Genomic DNA, 16,952 nt, shown 5'->3' with positions numbered 1-16,952 from the left:
GTGGTTCGGGGCGGGGCGCTGGTGGCGGCCGGCGGGTTCGCCGTGGTGGCGACCGCTCCTGGGGCGTGGGTCGGGATGCTGGGGTTCACGCTGCTGGGGCTGGGACTGTGCGTGCTGGTGCCGCAGACGTTCGCGGCGGCCGGCCGGCTGTTCCCGGGGGCCTCGGACGCGGCCGTCGCGCGGCTGAATGTCTTCAACTATCTGGGGTTCTTGATCGGTTCGCCGTTGGTCGGGGTGCTCGGGGATCTGTGGAGCTATCGCGGGGCCATGCTGGTGCCGATGGTGTTGGTGCTGGTGACGCTGGTGTACGCCCGGTCGTTCGCGCCTCAACCGGACCGATACGGTGGCGGGCATGAGCGGCCGCGCACAGCTGATGTGGGACGAGGCAGTAACGGGCTATGACTTCGGTCCGGGGCATCCGATGGACCCGGTCCGGCTCGCCCTGACCCGGAAACTGGTCGATGCCTTCGGGCTGGACCGTGAGGTGGAGATCGTCGCCGCGAAGGCGGCCGGGGAGTCGACGCTGCGGCTCGTCCACCGTCAGGACTACATCGGGGCGGTGAAGGCCGCGTCGGCGGACCCGGCGGCCGCGGACCAGTCGTACGGGTTGGGGACGATGGACGATCCGGCGTTCGCCGGGATGCATGAGGTGTCGTCGTTGATCGCCGGTCAGTCGGTCGGGGCGGCGGAGGCCGTGTGGCGCGGTGAGGCGCTGCACGCGGTGAACTTCGCGGGCGGGCTGCACCACGCGATGCCGGGTGGTGCGTCCGGGTTCTGCATCTACAACGACGCCTCGCTGGCGATCGCCCGGCTGCTGGAGCTCGGCGCGGAGCGGGTGGCGTACGTCGACGTCGACGTGCATCACGGGGACGGGGTGCAGGCGGCGTTCTGGGAGGACCCGCGGGTGCTGACGATCTCGCTGCACGAGCATCCCCGGACGCTGTTCCCGCAGACCGGGTGGCCGGAGGAGACCGGGGCGGACTCCGCGGAGGGTTCGGCGGTGAACGTGGCGCTGCCGGCCGGGACGGGGGACGCCGGGTGGCTGCGGGCGTTCCACGCGGTGGTGCCGGAGCTGATCGCGGACTTCCGGCCGCAGGTGCTGGTGACGCAGCACGGGGCCGACACGCACTTCGAGGATCCGCTGGCGCATCTGGCGGTGTCGCTGGACGCGCAGCGGGCCGTGCAGGTCGCCTGTCACGACCTGGCGCACGAGTACGCCGACGGGCGGTGGGTGGCCCTGGGTGGGGGCGGCTACGCGGTGGTGGACGTGGTGCCGCGCTCGTGGACGCATCTGGTCGCGATCGCGGCGGGCCGGGCCGTGGCACCCGAGGCGGTGATTCCCGAGGGCTGGCGGCAGGAAGTGTTCGCGCGGACACGGCAGTTGGCCCCGGCGCGGATGACGGACGGGCGCTGGCCGGTGGACTGGTCCGGCTGGGAGGCGGGGTACGACCCGGCGGACCGGCTGGACCAGGCGGTGCTGGCGGCCCGGCGGGCGGTGTTCCCGCTGCGGGGGCTGCTGGCGTGAGGGGGGAGTTCCTGCTGCGGGGCTGCTGGCGTGAGGGCGGTGTTCCTGCTGCGGGCTGCCGGCGTGAGGGAGTGATGCCGGGCGTAGGCCGAGCGTGCGGTGTTCGCGGGTTTTCGGGACAGGTGGAGTTCCGGTCACGCACGATCTTCGTGTGCTGACCACCGAAGCCCTGCGTGCGCACCTGGTGGGCGCGCGGCTCGCCGGGACCGTGGCGACCTCGCGGGAGGAGAGCCTGCGTCGTTACCGGCTCTTCGCCGCCCGGGACCCCCGGGTGCTGCTCGGCATCGATCCCGAAGGTGCCTGGGGGCAGCGGGAGTTGATCGAGCTGATGGCGGACCGGTGTGGTGTTTCGGCCGATTGCGGGCGGGTTTCCGGCCAGGACGTGATCGATCCGGAGCGGACCCTGGAGGCGTTGGACGCCTTCGCGGAACGCCTCGCCGAGGCCGCCCGGCGGGGTGCTCCCGTGCTCCTCGGCACCGGGCACCCGCACCGGCTGCTCGGTTTCTACGGCGCTCTGGCAGACGCGCTGTCGGCGGCGGGATGTGCCGTCCTCACCCCCGCGCAGGGTCGGCGTATCGACATAACGACCCGGTTCGGTCTACGTACGTACAACCTCGACTACGTACGAGGAGTCGCGCTGGTGCGGACCCCCGGCGCCGAACGCCCCGGTTGTGAGCCCGGCGCACATACGCACTCACCTCTCCCGGTTCGTACCGTACTGGCCGCTTGTGCGGAGGCCGGCGGGCCCCTTCCCGAGCTGGTGATCGGGGACCACGGGTGGGTCTGCGGGGCAGGTCAGCTGGGGTTCGAGGCCATCGGGCCGGCCGATACGGACGACCCGGCGCCGTTCGTGGGAGAGGCCGAGGGGTCCGTGTCCGTGGTCGTTCCACTTGATGACGGCGTGCGGTCCGATTACTACCTGCCGCTTACCCGCTACGTACTCAATCGGGCGTGTCTGTCACAGTAGGCCGCCGATGGGTGCACCTCTTCCCCACTCGCATCACTGGCACCTACATTGGGGAGTGAGCACGCAGCGACGAAGAGTCACCGGAAGGGGAAGCCGGTGGCCGTCGAGTGCGGAAGGTTCAGGTGTGTCATGGCTGCAGCTGGCGAGAGGCCTCTGAACGAGGTTCAGTTCCTTACCGTGGCGGAAGTCGCCTCGGTGATGCGAGTGTCGAAGATGACCGTGTACCGGTTGGTGCACAGCGGTCATCTGCCCGCGATCCGTGTGGGGCGGTCCTTCCGCGTCCCGGAGCAAGCGGTTCACGAGTACCTCCGCGAGAGTTATGTGGGGGTGGAAACCGCCTGACGGCAGGGTCGGGGCGGTCCTCACAGGGCACTTCGGGCCTCCCCGGCCTCCTCGATTACGACCTCAGCGCTCGGACGGGTAGGCTGGCCCCTCGTAGGTCGTATGGGCCCATGGCGCCCAAACACCGAGTGATGAGAAGTGAGCGAGGGTAGTCGTGGGCTCTGTTATCAAGAAGCGGCGCAAGCGGATGGCGAAGAAGAAGCACCGCAAGCTGCTCAAGCGCACGCGCGTTCAGCGTCGTAACAAGAAGTAGGTTCGCGACGCGGACGCCGCGAGAGCGTTGCTGTGGCCCCCCACCACCGGTGGGGGGCCACACGCATATCCGGCCCGCCGTCCGCCGGTTCCGGTCACTTCACGCATCGGGCGGTCATCACAGCGCAACAGCAACCCGCTAAGTTGGCCCCACGGGGGAACGCGGCGGGGGCGAGAGGTTCTGGAAGGAAGGCGCTGATCTTGGGCAAGGTCGTGCTCGTGACCGGAGTGGCCCGCCAGCTGGGGGGCCGGTTCGTCAGGCGGATCCAGCGGGAGCCCGAGGTGGAACGGGTCGTCGCCGTGGACGCGGTGCCTCCCGAGCATCATCTGGGCGGTGCGGACTTCATCCAGGCCGACATCCGGCAGCCGGGCATCGCGCGGGTGCTCGCCGAGACGGGCGCCGACACGATCGTCCACCTGGACGTGACGGGCACGCCGCTGGGCAGCGGCAGCCGGACCTCCCTGAAGGAGACCAACGTCATCGGCACCATGCAGCTGCTCGGTGCCTGCCAGAAGTCCCCGTCCGTGCAGCGGCTGGTCGTGAAGTCCAGTACGAACGTCTACGGTTCCGCCCCGCGCGACCCGGCCGTGTTCACCGAGACGACCCCGCCCAAGTCGCTGCCCAGCGGCGGCTTCGCCAAGGACACCGTCGAGGTCGAGGGCTACGTCCGCGGCTTCGCGCGCCGACGGCCCGACGTGGCCGTGTGCGTGCTGCGGTTCGCCAACATCCTGGGCCCGACCGCGGAAACCCCGCTCGCCTCGTACTTCGCGCTGCCGGTCCTGCCGACCGTGTTCGGCTACGACCCGCGGTTGCAGTTCGTGCACGAGGACGACGTGATCGAGGTGCTGCGGATCGGCTCGCACGAACCCCGGCGGGGCACGCTCAACAGCGGCACCTTCAACATCGCCGGCGACGGCGTCCTGCTGCTCTCCCAGTGCTCCCGGCGCCTGGGGCGCCCCACCGTGCCCCTGCTGCTCCCGGCGGTCACCTGGGCGGGCTCGCTGGTGCGTACCCTGGGGATGACGGACTTCTCGCCCGAGCAGATCCGGCTGCTCACGCACGGCCGGGTGGTGGCCACGGGCCAGATGCGCGAGACGCTGGGATTCCAGCCCAAGTACACGACCGCGGAGACGTTCGCGGACTTCGCCCGCAGCCAGGGTCCCGGACTCCTTCCGCCACAGGCCCTTGCGGGGGCCGTCGACCGGATCGCCGACCTGCCCCTCGCGGGCGGCGGACACCTCCCGACGCAGAGCGCCAACTGAGGAGCGCATCAACGATGGCGGACGCCAAGGTCATTCCGTTCGACGACGACCGGTCCCGGGGGAGCGCCGTGCAGCGGCGCCGGAGCGCCGGGAACCGCCGGCCGGGCGCGGAGTCCGTGCCGGTACGTGAGGTGCAGCCCCTGCCCACCAGGGCTGCTGCGCAGGATGATGTTCCTGTGACTTCTGAGGAACAGCCGCCGGAGCCTTCCGGGGACGGCGAGGGCGGTCTCGAACGGCGGATCGCGAGCGGCCTGGCCTTCCTGCGCCGCCGCCTCACCGGGGACTACGAGGTCGACGACTTCGGCTACGACGAGGAGCTCACCGACCAGGTCCTGATGTCCCTGCTGCGCCCGCTGTACGACACGTACTTCCGGGTCGAGGTGAAGGGCGTCGAGAACATCCCGGCCGAGGGCGGGGCCCTGATCGTCGCCAACCACTCCGGCACGCTGCCGATGGACGGCCTGATGATGCAGGTCGCCGTGCACGACAACCATCCGGCGGGCCGGCATCTGCGCCTGCTCGCCGCTGACCTGGTGTTCATGCTGCCGGTGGTCAACGAGCTGGCCCGCAAGCTCGGTCACACCCTGGCGTGCGCCGAGGACGCCTCCCGACTGCTGCAGCAGGGCGAACTGGTCGGGGTGATGCCGGAGGGCTTCAAGGGCCTCGGCAAGCCCTTCGCGGACCGCTACAAGCTGCAGCGCTTCGGCCGCGGCGGTTTCGTCTCGACGGCTCTGCGCGCGGGGACGCCGATCATCCCCTGCTCGATCGTCGGGGCCGAGGAGATCTACCCGATGATCGGCAACGCCAAGACGGTCGCCCGGCTGCTCGGCTTCCCGTACTTCCCGATCACGCCGACGTTCCCGTGGCTCGGGCCGCTCGGGGCGATCCCGCTGCCGACCAAGTGGACCATCCAGTTCGGTGAGCCGATCCCGACGGACGGCTACCCGCCGGAGGCGGCCGAGGACCCGATGCTGATGTTCAACCTGACCGATCAGGTCAGGGAGCAGATCCAGCACACGCTGTACAAGTTGCTGGTGCAGCGGCGGTCGGTGTTCTTCTGACGCCGGGGCTCGTAACGGCCCGCCGGTCGCTCGGAGTCGTCGGACGGAGTCCGGCGCGGCTGTCGGAAGCCTGCGAAGCAGTGCGAGGGCAGCAGACAGGAGGGGCCAAGTTGCTGGTGCAGCGGCGGTCGGCGTTCTTCTGAGCCTGTCCCGCTGTGCGTCTGTCCGCTGCGCCGTCCGCGGACGACGGTGGGGGGCACCCCTTGCCGAAGGGGCGCCCCCCACCGTCACCGTCTAGTCCGCGTCCTCGCTGTCGATGCCCAGGCCGGGCAGTAGCCCGGGCAGGAGCGGCGGGAGCGTCACGTCCGGCTCGGGGACGGGTGTGTTGCCCTCGGCCGACGGGGAGGTGCTCGCCTCGCTGTCTTTCGGTGGGTCGAGCAGGCCGCCGGTGTTGCCGCCGAGCAGGCCGTCGCTGTCGCCGCCGGAGCCGGCCGAGCGGCTGGGGCTGCCACTGCCGGTGCTGCCCTCGTCGCTGTGCCTGCTGTCGCTGGGGCGGGTCGAGCGGTCGGTGCCGGAGGAGCCGCTGGGAGCCGACTCGGCGGCGCCCTGCCGCTTGCCGTCGCCGCCGCTGGTGGCCGGGGGCTCGGGCAGCAGGGACCGCAGCGGGGCGACGTCCTCCTCTATGGCGTCGAACACCGAGGAGACCTCCTCGCTGACGTCTCCCAGCTGGACGGGCAGTCGCTCGCGCAGTTCGCCCCAGGCCTCGCGGTGGGAGTGGGAGAACGCCGACAGGGCCTGCATGGGGCCCAGGGAGTCCGGGTCGCGCTCGTACGCCTCGCTCAGCAACCGGTGGCCCTCGGACGCGTCGTGCCGCATGCCCGACAGGGCGCGGCGGATCTCGCCGAGGGACTCGTGGTCCAGGGGGCCGCTGCGGCCGCGCTCCATCAGGCGACGGGCTTCGCTGAGCCGGGTGGAGGCGTGGTCGAGGTACACCCGGCCGCGTTCGTCCGCCCCGTCGGCGAGGCCGAGCTTGACGTCCTCGATGCCGCGCTTGAGGCCGTAGAGCGAGTCGCCGGGCAAGGCTTCCGAGCTGGCGGCGGAGACTCCGCCGAAGGCGCTCGCGGCCACCCCGACACTGAGTCCGCCCGCGGTGAGGCCCTTGGCGAGCCGGGAACGCGGCCGGAACTTCTTCAGCGAACCCGCGCGGTGCGCGCCCCGGGACCGGGATCGCTGCTCGGGGACCGCACGGTCCGTCGCCCCGCCGCCCGCGGTGCCCTCCTGGAGCATGGCCTCGAACGCGGCCACCAGCTGGGCCCGCTGAACGACCTTGACCTCCGGGTCGAGCTCCGGCTTGGGCAACGCGCCGAGACCCGAGGCGAGCGCCAGCCGGCGGGCCTGCTCACTCGGTTCCGCGACTGCCGGGGCCGGTGCCGATCCTTCGGGCTGCTCGGCCGCCGTGCCCTGCTCGGACTGCTCCTCCAGGGCCTGGGCGAAGGCGTTCGCCCGCCGGTGCGCCGATACGTTCGCGATCACTGGCGGCACCTCCTCTCGTCATGACGGTCGACTCCCCAGGGGGTCCTGAGGGTTGCACACCCTGATCACGACCACACGATCGAGTGATCGGAGTCGGCCAGGGGGTGACCACAGGGAGCCTGCATCCCGCACAACGAGTGGCGCGGCACTTGGGTTACGGACGCCGGATGATCGGATGGCGAAGTCAACGGACTTTCACAATCCGTGAGTTGGATGTCGCCGTGCGTGCGGGGCGGTCAGCGGGCGTCTTCCGGCAGGAGCCGGGCGAGGGTGCGGACGGCCCGGTACTGGAGGGTCTTGATGGCGCCCTCGTTCTTGCCCATGACACGGGCGGTCTCCGCGACGGAGAGGCCCTGGAGGAAGCGGAGTGTCACGCACTCCTGCTGCTGGGGGTTGAGCCGCCGTACGGCGTCGAGCAGGGCGGCGTTGGAGAGGGACTCCAGGACGGAGTCCTCGGGGGAGCGCTCGACCTCGTTGGCGTCGAGCATCTCGCCGGTGGTGACCTCGAGGCGGAAGCGGCTGGACTTGAAGTGGTCCGCGACGAGGTTGCGGGCGATGGTGACGAGCCAGGCGCCGAAGTCGCGGCCCTGCCAGGTGAAGGTGCCGATGCGGCGCAGGGCACGCAGAAAGGTCTCGCTGGTGAGGTCCTCGGCTGTGGCCTTTCCTCCGACGCGGTAGTAGATGTACCGGTAGACGGTGTCGCTGTACTGGTCGTAGAGGCGGCCGAAGGCGTCGGACTCGCCGGCCTGCGCACGCTCCACGAGGTCCATCATCCGGGCGCTGTCGCTGTCCGCGGCCGGCCGGCGCGCGGTGGCCGCCCCGGACGGGCGGCCTCGTCTGCCGACCGCAGCGCTGCCGTCGGCCAGTGCGTAGCACGGGCCGACGGGCGCGGCGGTGGCGAATGCGGGGACGGCGTACGCGGTGGGGACGAAGCCGCGCAACAGGTCTTGGACCGTCGCGCGCAGCGTAGCCAGGCCCGAGGCGTCAACCCCGACGTGTGGGTACACGGGACTCCCAGAGGCAGAGCTTCCATCACGTGCAGTACGGGACCTTTCACCCGTCGTAGCGACGGAGGGGTACCGGATTGCGTCTGAGGAGAATAACGCTTCGTATAGGCGCTGCTACACCGAGTTGCTCAAATCATCGGTTACGTCGCTTCCGTAACCCATTGACGCCGAATCAAGTACCGGACCCTGAACTGTTGTTGATCGAAAAGGTTCGGATTGCAGCTGAGTCCAGGGCGTGTTGTGGCCGTGTGCAGCCAAGAGGACTGGATACGAGGTTGTGGGGGTACGCCAGTTGGATTTACGGCGATTGTCAGGCCGTAAACATCCGTGTCCCGGTTTGATCGGGTGGTCAGCGGCGGCGGCGGTGCAGGGCGATGGCCGCCGCCGTGCCGCCGGCGACCGCGCCGACGCCCGCCGCGGCGGGGATGCCGACCTTGGCGGCCTTGCGGCCCGTGCGGTAGTCACGCAGGCGCCAGTCCAGCTCGCGGGCGTGCCTGCGCAGCTTGCTGTCCGGGTTGATGGCGTAGGGGTGGCCGACCAGCGAGAGCATCGGGATGTCGTTGTGCGAGTCGCTGTAGGCGGCGCAGCGGCCGAGGTCCAGGCCCTCGGCGGCGGCCAGGGCGCGGACCGCCTCGGCCTTCGCGGGGCCGTGCAGCGGTTCGCCGACGAGCTTGCCGGTGTAGACGCCGTCGACGGACTCGGCGACCGTGCCGAGGGCGCCGGTCAGGCCGAGGCGGCGGGCGATGACGGTGGCGATCTCGACGGGGGCGGCCGTCACCAGCCAGACCTTCTGGCCCGCGTCCAGATGGGCCTGGGCGAGGGCGCGGGTGCCGGGCCAGATGCGCTCGGCCATGTACTCGTCGTAGATCTCCTCGCCGATCGACTGCAGTTCGGCGACGCGGTGGCCCTGGACGATCGACAGGGCCGAGTCGCGGGCCTCCTGCATGTGTTCGGGGTCCTCGACCCCGGCGAGGCGGAACCACGCCTGCTGCCAGGCGAACTTCGCCAGCTCGCGCGTCTCGAAGAACTTCCGCTTGTACAGGCCACGCCCGAAGTGGAAGAGGGCGGCGCCCTGCATGACGGTGTTGTCCAGGTCGAAGAAGGCGGCGGCCCGGTCGTCGCCGTGCACCGGGAACTGCGGTTCCTCGGTCGTGCCGGCGGCTTCCTGTGTGGATTTGCGGGCGGCCTCCGCCGAGGCCTCGCCTGCCAAAACGCTCCGCGCCGTGGCGGAGCGCCTACGGGGAGTGAGCCATCCGAGAGCGGCCATGGCGTGAGCATAGCCAGTTTGTTCGGGGGTTCCGGAGTCAGAAGGTTGGAAGCATGTGAACTCTCGGCGAGCGTGTCGTCAAAGACGCCGCGCGGGACGGACGCGCCCGGCGTGTCCCTGGCGCTTTCGCGGGGGTACCGCTTGGCGCCGGGCGCGCGACAATGGCCGACATGAGTCCCCTCTTCCGTCGCACGCCCCCTCGGGACCGGCTCGTCACGCTGATCCGCAAACCCGGCTGTCATCTGTGTGATGACGCACAGGTCGTTGTGGAGAAGGTGTGCGGTGATCTCGGAGTCCCCTGGGAGCAGAAGGACATCACCGAGGATCGGGAACTGCACGACCAGTACTGGGAGCAGATCCCGGTCGTGCTGGTGGACGGCATGCAGCACACGTTCTGGCGCGTGAGCGAGGACCGCCTGCGCAAGGCGCTGACCGGCTGATGCCGCCCGGCGGGCGACTGACCGATCAGTCCAAAGTGGTCGCCGGGTCGCTTAGGATCGATGGTGACTTGGTCTCGGGGGCGGGATTCACTGAGGAGAGTGTGCGGTTTTGCCCCCAGAAGACAGGGACCGGTGGTGCGTATGTGCCGGTTCCCGGCGCGTGCGCCGGGGGCGCGTGACCCCGGTCACGTTGGCCGGGCAAATCGGACACCATCTTTGTGCACGCGTTCACAAAGACATAGCCTGCTTTCGACGGGGCGGTCATGTAGGGACGTATGACCGCCTACAGCCCCGCTCTACCCGCAGGAGCACCGTGGCAACTGGCCGAACTCACCGACCGGCGACCCGCAGCCGAGGGATTCCCGAGGCCACCGTCGCCCGGCTTCCGCTGTACCTCCGCGCTCTGACCGCGTTGTCGGAGCGCTCGGTTCCCACGGTCTCCTCCGAGGAGCTCGCGGCCGCGGCGGGGGTCAACTCCGCGAAGCTGCGCAAGGACTTCTCCTACCTCGGTTCCTACGGGACCAGGGGTGTCGGCTACGACGTCGAGTATCTCGTCTACCAGATCTCCCGCGAACTGGGGCTCACCCAGGACTGGCCGGTCGTGATCGTCGGTATCGGCAACCTCGGCGCCGCCCTCGCCAACTACGGCGGTTTCGCCTCCCGCGGTTTCCGGGTCGCAGCGCTGATCGACGCCGACCCCGCCATGGCCGGCAAGCCCGTCGCCGGGATCCCGGTGCAGCACTCCGACGACCTGGAGAAGATCATCCAGGACAACGGCGTGTCGATCGGTGTCATCGCCACCCCCGCCGGTGCCGCCCAGGCCGTCTGCGAGCGGCTCGTCGCCGCCGGTGTCACCTCCATCCTGAACTTCGCGCCGACCGTGCTGTCCGTCCCCGAAGGCGTCGACGTGCGCAAGGTCGACCTCTCCATCGAGCTGCAGATCCTCGCCTTCCACGAGCAGCGCAAGGCCGGGGAGGAGGCCGCCGCCGCCTCCGACGGGGGCGTCCCGGCCGCCGCCGTCCGCAGCGACTCCACCGACCAGGGGCCGGACGGGGACATGCCCGCCGTGATGCCGGCATGAGCCTCCTCGTCGTCGGACTCAGCCACCGCAGCGCCCCGGTCAGCGTCCTGGAACGGGCCTCGCTCAGCGCGGACGCCCAGGTCAAGCTGTTGCAGGACACCGTCGCCGCCGAACCGGCCACCGAGGCCGCGGTGCTCGCCACCTGCAACCGTATCGAGCTCTACGCCGACGTGGACAAGTTCCACGCCGGTGTCGCCGAGCTGTCCACGCTGCTCGCCCAGCACAGCGGCGTCGGCCTGGAGGAGCTCACTCCCTATCTCTACGTGCACTACGAGGACCGGGCCGTCCACCACCTGTTCTCGGTGGCCTGCGGACTGGACTCCATGGTCGTCGGCGAGGGGCAGATCCTCGGCCAGATCAAGGACTCCCTGGCCCGGGCCCAGGACCTGCACTCCGCCGGCCGCCTCCTGAACGACCTGTTCCAGCAGGCCCTCAGGGTCGGCAAGCGCGCCCACTCCGAGACCGGCATCGACCGCGCCGGCCAGTCCCTGGTCACCTTCGGCCTGGAGCAGCTGGCCCGGGGCGGCGACGTACAGCAGTGGGCCCGGGGCAAGAAGGCCCTGGTCATCGGGGCCGGTTCGATGTCCTCCCTGGCCGCGGCCACGCTCGCGCGGGCCGGGGTCGCCGAGATCGTCATCGCCAACCGCACCCTCGACCGCGCCGAGCGGCTCGCCCGGATATTGAGCGAGGGCGACGACACGGACGTGCTGGCCCGCGCGGTACCGATGGAGTCGGTGCCGGCCGAGCTGACACGTGCCGACGTCACCGTCTCCTGTACCGGCGCGACGGGTCTGGTCCTGACGGCCCAGTCGGTCGCCGAGGCGATCGAGGGCCGTACACCCGCGCCGTCGGCCGTGCCCGGCGAGGACGGTCCGGGCACGCCGGGCGGCGCGTCCGGTCCCACGGCCGGCCCGGGTGCGCAGCGCGGCGGCGCGTCGGGCACCAGCCTCGGCGCCGAGGACGGCTGCCCGCTGGAGCTGTCCTCGGTGCAGGGCACCGCCGGATTCTCCGTGCTGGGCGAGGCGGCCGTGGCCGGGATGGCCGCCGCCGACCTGGAGCAGCACGCGGCGTGGGTGGACAACGGCACGGCGGGCGGCGCCCTGCGTGCGGCGGGCGGTCCGGCCCGGCCGGGCGCGGTCGGCACGCTCGACCCGGCCGCGGACACCGACGCCATCGCGGCGCTCGCCGCGACCGCCGCCACCCTCGGCCGGATTCCCGAGCGCCGCAGGCCCGAGCCGGTCGAGGAGCCGCAGCGGCCCGAGCCCGTGCTCTTCCTGCTGGACCTGGCGATGCCGCGTGACATCGACGCGGCCGCGCACCGGCTGACCGGGGTGCGGCTGGTGGACATCGAATCGCTGGCGGAGGCCCCCGCGGGCGCTCCGATGGCTGCCGATGTGGACCAGGTCAGGCGTATCGTCTCCGACGAGGTCGCGGCCTTCGGCGCAGCACTGCGGGCCGCGCACATCACCCCGACCGTGGTCGCCCTGCGCACCATGGCCGCTGATGTCGTGGCCGGCGAGATCGCCCGGCTGGACGGACGGCTGCCCGGCCTCGACGACAAACACCGAGCGGAGATCACCCAGACCGTGCGGCGCGTGGTGGACAAGCTGCTCCACGTGCCGACCGTGCGGGTCAAGCAACTCGCGGCCGAACCCGGCGGCGCCGGGTACGCGGACGCGCTGCGGACCCTGTTCGACCTCGACCCCGAGACGGTTGCCGCCGTCTCCCGGGCCGAGGACAGCACAGAGAAAGACCGAGGCCCGGCATGACCGACAAGACGCTGAGGCTAGGCACCCGGCGCAGCAGGCTCGCCATGGCCCAGTCCGGGCAGGTGGCGGAAGCCGTGAGCCGGGTGACCGGGCGACCCGTCGAGCTCGTCGAGATCACCACGTACGGCGATGTCTCGCGCGAGGCGCTGGCCCAGATCGGCGGCACCGGCGTGTTCGTGACCGCCCTGCGCGACGCGCTCCTCAAGGGCGAGGTCGACTTCGCGGTGCACTCGCTGAAGGACCTGCCGACCACGCAGCCCGACGAGCTGGTCGTGGCCGCCGTGCCGGTGCGCGAGGACCCGCGGGACGTGATCGTCGCCCGGGACGCGCTGAAGTTCACCGACCTGCCCTCCGGGGCCCGCATCGGTACGGGTTCGCCGCGCCGCATGGCGCAGCTCAACGCGTACGCCCGCAGCCACGGTCTGGACATAGCGACGGTCCCGATCCGCGGCAACGTCGACACCCGCATCGGTTTCGTGCGCAGCGGGGAGCTCGACGCCGTCGTGCTGGCCGCCGCCGGACTGAACCGGATCGGCCGCGGTGACGAAGTGACCGACTTCCTGTCGGTCGAAACGGTTTTGCCCGCCCCCGGCCAGGGGGCCCTGGCGATCGAGTGTGCCGCGGTCAACGCGGACCTCATCGCCGCGCTCGCCGAGCTCGACGACCCGTTCACGCGGCTCGCCGTAACGGCCGAGCGATCACTGCTCGCCGCCCTGGAAGCCGGTTGCAGCGCCCCTGTGGGCGCGCTGGCCGACTTGCCCCCACTCTCGGATCCGCTCGAGCGGGGGGACCCCCAGGCCGACGGGCAGATTGTCAAGGAAATGCGCCTGCGCGGAGTCGTCGGTACCACCGACGGCACGCGCATGGTGCAGCTGTCCACCACCGGTCCCGTGCCCGAGACGCACGACGGGGCAATGGCGCTCGGTCGCGAACTCGCGGCCGAGATGCTCGCCCAGGGCGCGGCCGGTCTGATGGGGGAGCGAGCACATTGAGCCCCACCGCCCTTTCCGCCGGTCCTGAACACGGGCACGTCACCTTCCTGGGTGCCGGACCCGGAGATCCGGGACTACTTACTCTGCGCGCCGTGGAGGCGCTGGCGCACGCGGACGTCCTCGTCGCCGAGCACGAGGTGCTCGACGTCGTACGTCAGCACGCCAGGCAGGGCGTGACCGAAGTGCACACGGATACGGATCCTTCCCAGGATCCTGCTCCGGGCACAGGAGCGCCCCAGCTGACGGTAGTTGACGGCACGTCAACCACCGCGGCCGTCCCCGTGGTGCGGGATGCCGCACATCTTGTCATGGAGGCCGCGCGGGGCGGCAGGCGGGTCGTGCGTGCCGTGTCCGGGGACCCCGGACTCGACACGTACGCCGCCGAGGAGATGCTGGCGTGCGCCGCCGCCGGGGTGCCCTTCGAGGTCGTCCCCGGCATCGCGAGCGCCGTCGGCGTGCCCGCGTACGCCGGTGTGCCGCTGCGGGACGCGCAGGGCGCGGACGTGCGGTTCGTGGACGCGCGGACGGCGTCGGACCGGTGCTGGACGGAGGTCGGGGCGTCGGACGGCACGGTCGTCGTGTCCACGACGCTGGACTCCGTCGCCGCGGCGGCCGGCGAGCTCGTCTCCGCCGGACGGAAGCCGGACACCCCGATGACGGTCACCGTGGCGGGTACGACGACCCGGCAGCGCACCTGGTCCGCCACGCTCGGCACGATCGCCCAGACGCTGAAGCAGCTGAAGGTACTGCCCTCGCCCGAGGGCGGCCGGCCGGTGATAGCCGTGGTCGGTGAGCGCTCCGCCGCCGCCCAGCGCGACCAGCTCGCGTGGTTCGAGTCCAAGCCGCTGTTCGGCTGGAAGGTGCTCGTGCCGCGTACGAAGGAGCAGGCGGCGTCGCTCTCCGACCAGCTGCGGTCGTACGGGGCCGTGCCGCACGAGGTGCCGACGATCGCCGTCGAGCCGCCGCGCACGCCCCAGCAGATGGAGCGCGCGGTCAAGGGGCTCGTCACGGGCCGCTACGAGTGGATCGCCTTCACCTCGGTGAACGCGGTCAAGGCCGTGCGGGAGAAGTTCGAGGAGTACGGGCTCGACGCGCGGGCCTTCGCGGGCATCAAGGTCGCGGCCGTCGGCGAGCAGACGGCGAAGGCGCTGATCGCGTTCGGTGTGAAGCCGGACCTGGTGCCGAGCGGTGAGCAGTCGGCCGCGGGTCTGCTGGAGGACTGGCCGCCGTACGACCCGGTCTTCGACCCGATCGACAGAGTGTTCCTGCCGCGTGCGGACATCGCCACGGAGACGCTGGTGGCCGGGCTGATCGAGCTCGGCTGGGAGGTCGACGACGTCACGGCCTACCGGACCGTGCGGGCGTCGCCGCCGCCGGCGGAGACCCGTGAGGCGATCAAGGGCGGTGGCTTCGACGCCGTTCTGTTCACCTCGTCCTCGACCGTGCGGAACCTGGTCGGCATCGCCGGCAAGCCGCACAACGTCACGGTGATCGCCTGTATCGGCCCGGCCACGGCGAAGACCGCCGAGGAGCACGGGCTCCGGGTGGACGTCATGGCTCCGGAGCCGTCCGTGCACAAGCTGGCGGAAGCCCTGGCCGACTTCGGCGCGAAGCGCCGGGTCGCGGCGGTGGAGGCCGGCGATCCGGTGACGCGGCCGAGCGAGCGGCGGCCGGGGGCGCGGCGGAGGCGGTCGACGACCTGACGTGGAGGCGGGGTGTCCTTTCGGGGGCGCCTCTCCTCGTTCGGCTTCCGGCGTCTCGATCACGTGTCCCGGGATCCTGCGGTCGTCATGTCAGGCGTGCATCAGCGCGAGCTGTTCAAGACGTCGGTCGATGGCCCTGACCGAGAATCGGGTGAACGGCTGTCGGGCCACGTCGGGCTCGGCTCATCGTCACGGCGCCTGCCACTTTTCGTACTGCCCCCGCGGGCACGGGTGATCGCGGGGGCGGAGCCGATCTCGGCACGCGTGGGTGACGTGCCGCCGCTGCGCGCGTACCGGCGCCCGGACGTACGTGACCCGCTGCCGGGACTGCCGGTCCGGATCGCGGTCACACACAGCGGTCGACGCGCATCGCGCTGCTTGAAGCTGGCTGCGGCTACGCGGGAGTCACCGCGTGGCCGTAGCGCAGCAGGTTCTCCGGGTCGTAGACGGCCTTGTCGTGGCGCAGGCGTTCGTAGACCTCCGGGGTCCAGGCGCGGGCGCGGTCCTGTTCGTCGCCCGGGGTGCCGTGGATGTTGACCATGGTGCGGCCCGTGCCGTACGGGGTCATGGCGCCGTAGAGGCGGCGCGTGGCCTGTTCGACGGCCTCGGCCACGGGCGGGGCGGGCATGATCCCGACCGACTCCATGAAGTAGCGGGCGTCGCGGGCGCACACGGCGTCCTCGACGGCGGACGGGCGGGACAGCGCGCCGCCCATGTGCCGAAGTGAGGCTACGAGGAGTGGGTGCTCGGCGCCGGCTGCGGGGCCGACCTGCTCCAGGAACGCGTCGATGGCGCCGGAGGGCAGGTCGCGCAGGAGCATGCAGCACTCCCGTGCCGGGAGCGGGTCCTGGGGTTCCATGTGGATGCGGTCCAGGGCCGCGTGGTCCATCACCTCGACCGTGTCGACGGCCACGGGAACGCACGCGCGCAGCGGCGCGATCAGGGCTTCGCCCTCGGCCGCCTCGCCCGGCCAGGCGATCGCCACCCGGGCCCAGAAGCCACCGCGCAGGGGTTCCGGGATCTGCGGGATGGGCGGCAGGCGCAGCACCGAGAACATGCTGCACATCTCGTCCGGGACGGTGCGGGTCCAGTCCGCCCAGGTCCGCAGCAGGGTCTCCGCGTGGTCGGCGGGGCAGTGGATGCCGCCGCCGTAGAGCCGGGGCAGGGGCAGCAGTTCGGTGACGAGCGAGGTGACGACGCCTACGTTGCCCTTGCCGCCGCGCAGGGCCCAGAACAGTTCCGGCTCGTGCCGGGGGTCCGACTCGCGCAGGTGCCCGTCCGGGGTGACGACCTGGAAGGAACGGACCAGGTCGGCGGCGTAGCCGTAGGCCCGGCCGAGGACCGGGAGCCCGCCGCCGAGGACGTAGCCGATGACCCCCGCGTCGGTGGAGGTTCCGCAGAGCCCTGCCAGGCCGTGGGGGGCGGCCGCGGCCATGACGTGGCTCCACTTCGCGCCAGCGGCGATGGTGGCCGTACGGGCGGCGGGGTCCACGTGCACGTCCGTCATGCGGGACGTGTTGATCAGCAGACCGTGCTCGATCGGGAAGTTCGCGCCGTGGCCGGTGGCCTGGACGGCGACGGGGGTGCGGGTGGCGCCGGCCCAGCGCATGGCGGTGACGATGTCGTCGGGGCCGGTCGCCCCGATGGCCACGTCCGGGGTGTGCAGGGCGGCCAGGTTGAAGCCGGTGACTTCGTCGGCGTAGGCCCGTTCGCCGGGGCGCACGACGGGGCCGTTGATCTCCGAGAGGGCGAAGAGGTCGGGCATGTGGTGGGGGGCGGTCATCGCGTCCTCCGTGGGGCGGGTACGGAG

At 71.4% G+C, this 16,952-nt stretch carries 16 protein-coding genes; 12 read left to right on the top strand and 4 right to left on the bottom strand.

All coding sequences use genetic code 11. From position 1 onward, the window contains the following. From C1J00_RS21510 to C1J00_RS21480, 7 genes are all read left to right on the top strand, one after another. Positions 1-402: MFS transporter (locus tag C1J00_RS21510; protein ID WP_146046229.1), on the top strand; the 402-nt coding region annotated here is incomplete at its 5' end. Next, complete coding sequence (locus C1J00_RS21505; protein ID WP_102910702.1) at positions 353-1,525, top strand: acetoin utilization protein AcuC; 1,173 nt, start codon at positions 353-355, stop codon at positions 1,523-1,525. The genes C1J00_RS21510 and C1J00_RS21505, both read left to right, overlap by 50 nt. Positions 1,526-1,676: 151 nt before the next feature. After that, positions 1,677-2,492, top strand: a complete 816-nt coding sequence (locus C1J00_RS21500; RefSeq protein WP_102910701.1) for a phosphatase — start codon at positions 1,677-1,679, stop codon at positions 2,490-2,492. A gap of 129 nt (positions 2,493-2,621) precedes the next feature. Continuing rightward, positions 2,622-2,834, top strand: a complete 213-nt coding sequence (locus tag C1J00_RS21495; RefSeq protein WP_004984898.1) for a helix-turn-helix domain-containing protein — start codon at positions 2,622-2,624, stop codon at positions 2,832-2,834. A 154-nt stretch (positions 2,835-2,988) separates the two neighbouring features. Further along, a complete protein-coding gene (locus C1J00_RS21490; protein WP_003948845.1) occupies positions 2,989-3,087 on the top strand; it encodes a 30S ribosomal protein bS22 in 99 nt (32 codons plus the stop codon). A 200-nt stretch (positions 3,088-3,287) separates the two neighbouring features. Further along, on the top strand, positions 3,288-4,349 hold the full coding sequence (locus tag C1J00_RS21485; protein WP_102910700.1) for an NAD-dependent epimerase/dehydratase family protein: 1,062 nt from the start codon (positions 3,288-3,290) through the stop codon (positions 4,347-4,349). Positions 4,350-4,363: 14 nt separating this feature from the next. Next, entirely contained in the window at positions 4,364-5,410 is a 1,047-nt protein-coding gene (locus C1J00_RS21480) for a lysophospholipid acyltransferase family protein (protein ID WP_102910699.1), read from the top strand. A gap of 234 nt (positions 5,411-5,644) precedes the next feature. Here C1J00_RS21480 and C1J00_RS21475 read toward each other — a convergent pair whose 3' ends face one another. From C1J00_RS21475 to C1J00_RS21465, 3 genes are all read right to left on the bottom strand, one after another. Then, on the bottom strand, positions 5,645-6,883 hold the full coding sequence (locus tag C1J00_RS21475) for a DUF5667 domain-containing protein (RefSeq protein ID WP_180989638.1): 1,239 nt from the start codon (positions 6,881-6,883) through the stop codon (positions 5,645-5,647). A 236-nt stretch (positions 6,884-7,119) separates the two neighbouring features. Next, the gene (locus C1J00_RS21470) at positions 7,120-7,890 is read right to left on the bottom strand and encodes an ECF subfamily RNA polymerase sigma factor, BldN family (protein WP_030840376.1); all 771 of its coding nucleotides are present in this window, start codon (positions 7,888-7,890) and stop codon (positions 7,120-7,122) included. Between the two features lie 349 nt (positions 7,891-8,239). Then, positions 8,240-9,157 carry an HAD family hydrolase gene (locus C1J00_RS21465; protein ID WP_102910697.1) on the bottom strand — a complete coding sequence of 306 codons (918 nt, stop codon included), beginning with the start codon at positions 9,155-9,157 and terminating at the stop codon, positions 8,240-8,242. A gap of 170 nt (positions 9,158-9,327) precedes the next feature. Here C1J00_RS21465 and C1J00_RS21460 point away from each other — a divergent pair, with 170 nt between their 5' ends. The 5 genes from C1J00_RS21460 (at position 9,328) to C1J00_RS21440 (ending at position 15,142) form a co-directional block, all read left to right on the top strand. Further along, positions 9,328-9,597 carry a glutaredoxin family protein gene (locus C1J00_RS21460; protein WP_102910704.1) on the top strand — a complete coding sequence of 90 codons (270 nt, stop codon included), beginning with the start codon at positions 9,328-9,330 and terminating at the stop codon, positions 9,595-9,597. A gap of 313 nt (positions 9,598-9,910) precedes the next feature. Beyond that, positions 9,911-10,678, top strand: a complete 768-nt coding sequence (locus tag C1J00_RS21455) for a redox-sensing transcriptional repressor Rex (RefSeq protein ID WP_102910696.1) — start codon at positions 9,911-9,913, stop codon at positions 10,676-10,678. Further along, complete coding sequence (locus tag C1J00_RS21450; RefSeq protein WP_102910695.1) at positions 10,675-12,447, top strand: glutamyl-tRNA reductase; 1,773 nt, start codon at positions 10,675-10,677, stop codon at positions 12,445-12,447. The genes C1J00_RS21455 and C1J00_RS21450 overlap by 4 nt, the downstream gene beginning before the upstream one ends. Further along, entirely contained in the window at positions 12,444-13,439 is a 996-nt protein-coding gene (gene hemC / locus C1J00_RS21445) for a hydroxymethylbilane synthase (RefSeq protein ID WP_102910694.1), read from the top strand. The genes C1J00_RS21450 and hemC overlap by 4 nt, the downstream gene beginning before the upstream one ends. Then, positions 13,436-15,142, top strand: coding sequence for a bifunctional uroporphyrinogen-III C-methyltransferase/uroporphyrinogen-III synthase (locus C1J00_RS21440; RefSeq protein WP_102910693.1), 1,707 nt, complete (start codon positions 13,436-13,438; stop codon positions 15,140-15,142). Before hemC ends, C1J00_RS21440 begins: the two co-directional genes overlap by 4 nt. A gap of 394 nt (positions 15,143-15,536) precedes the next feature. Here the strand turns inward: C1J00_RS21440 and C1J00_RS21435 are convergent. Further along, positions 15,537-16,952, bottom strand: a 1,416-nt coding sequence (locus C1J00_RS21435; RefSeq protein ID WP_439333425.1) for an FAD-binding oxidoreductase, incomplete at its 5' end; no start/stop codon positions are given.

It is taken from the genome of Streptomyces cahuitamycinicus, from assembly GCF_002891435.1.
GTDB lineage: Bacteria > Actinomycetota > Actinomycetes > Streptomycetales > Streptomycetaceae > Streptomyces > Streptomyces cahuitamycinicus.
The sequence above is the reverse complement of the archived record's forward strand: the minus strand, read 5'-3'. Positions and strand labels throughout refer to the sequence as shown.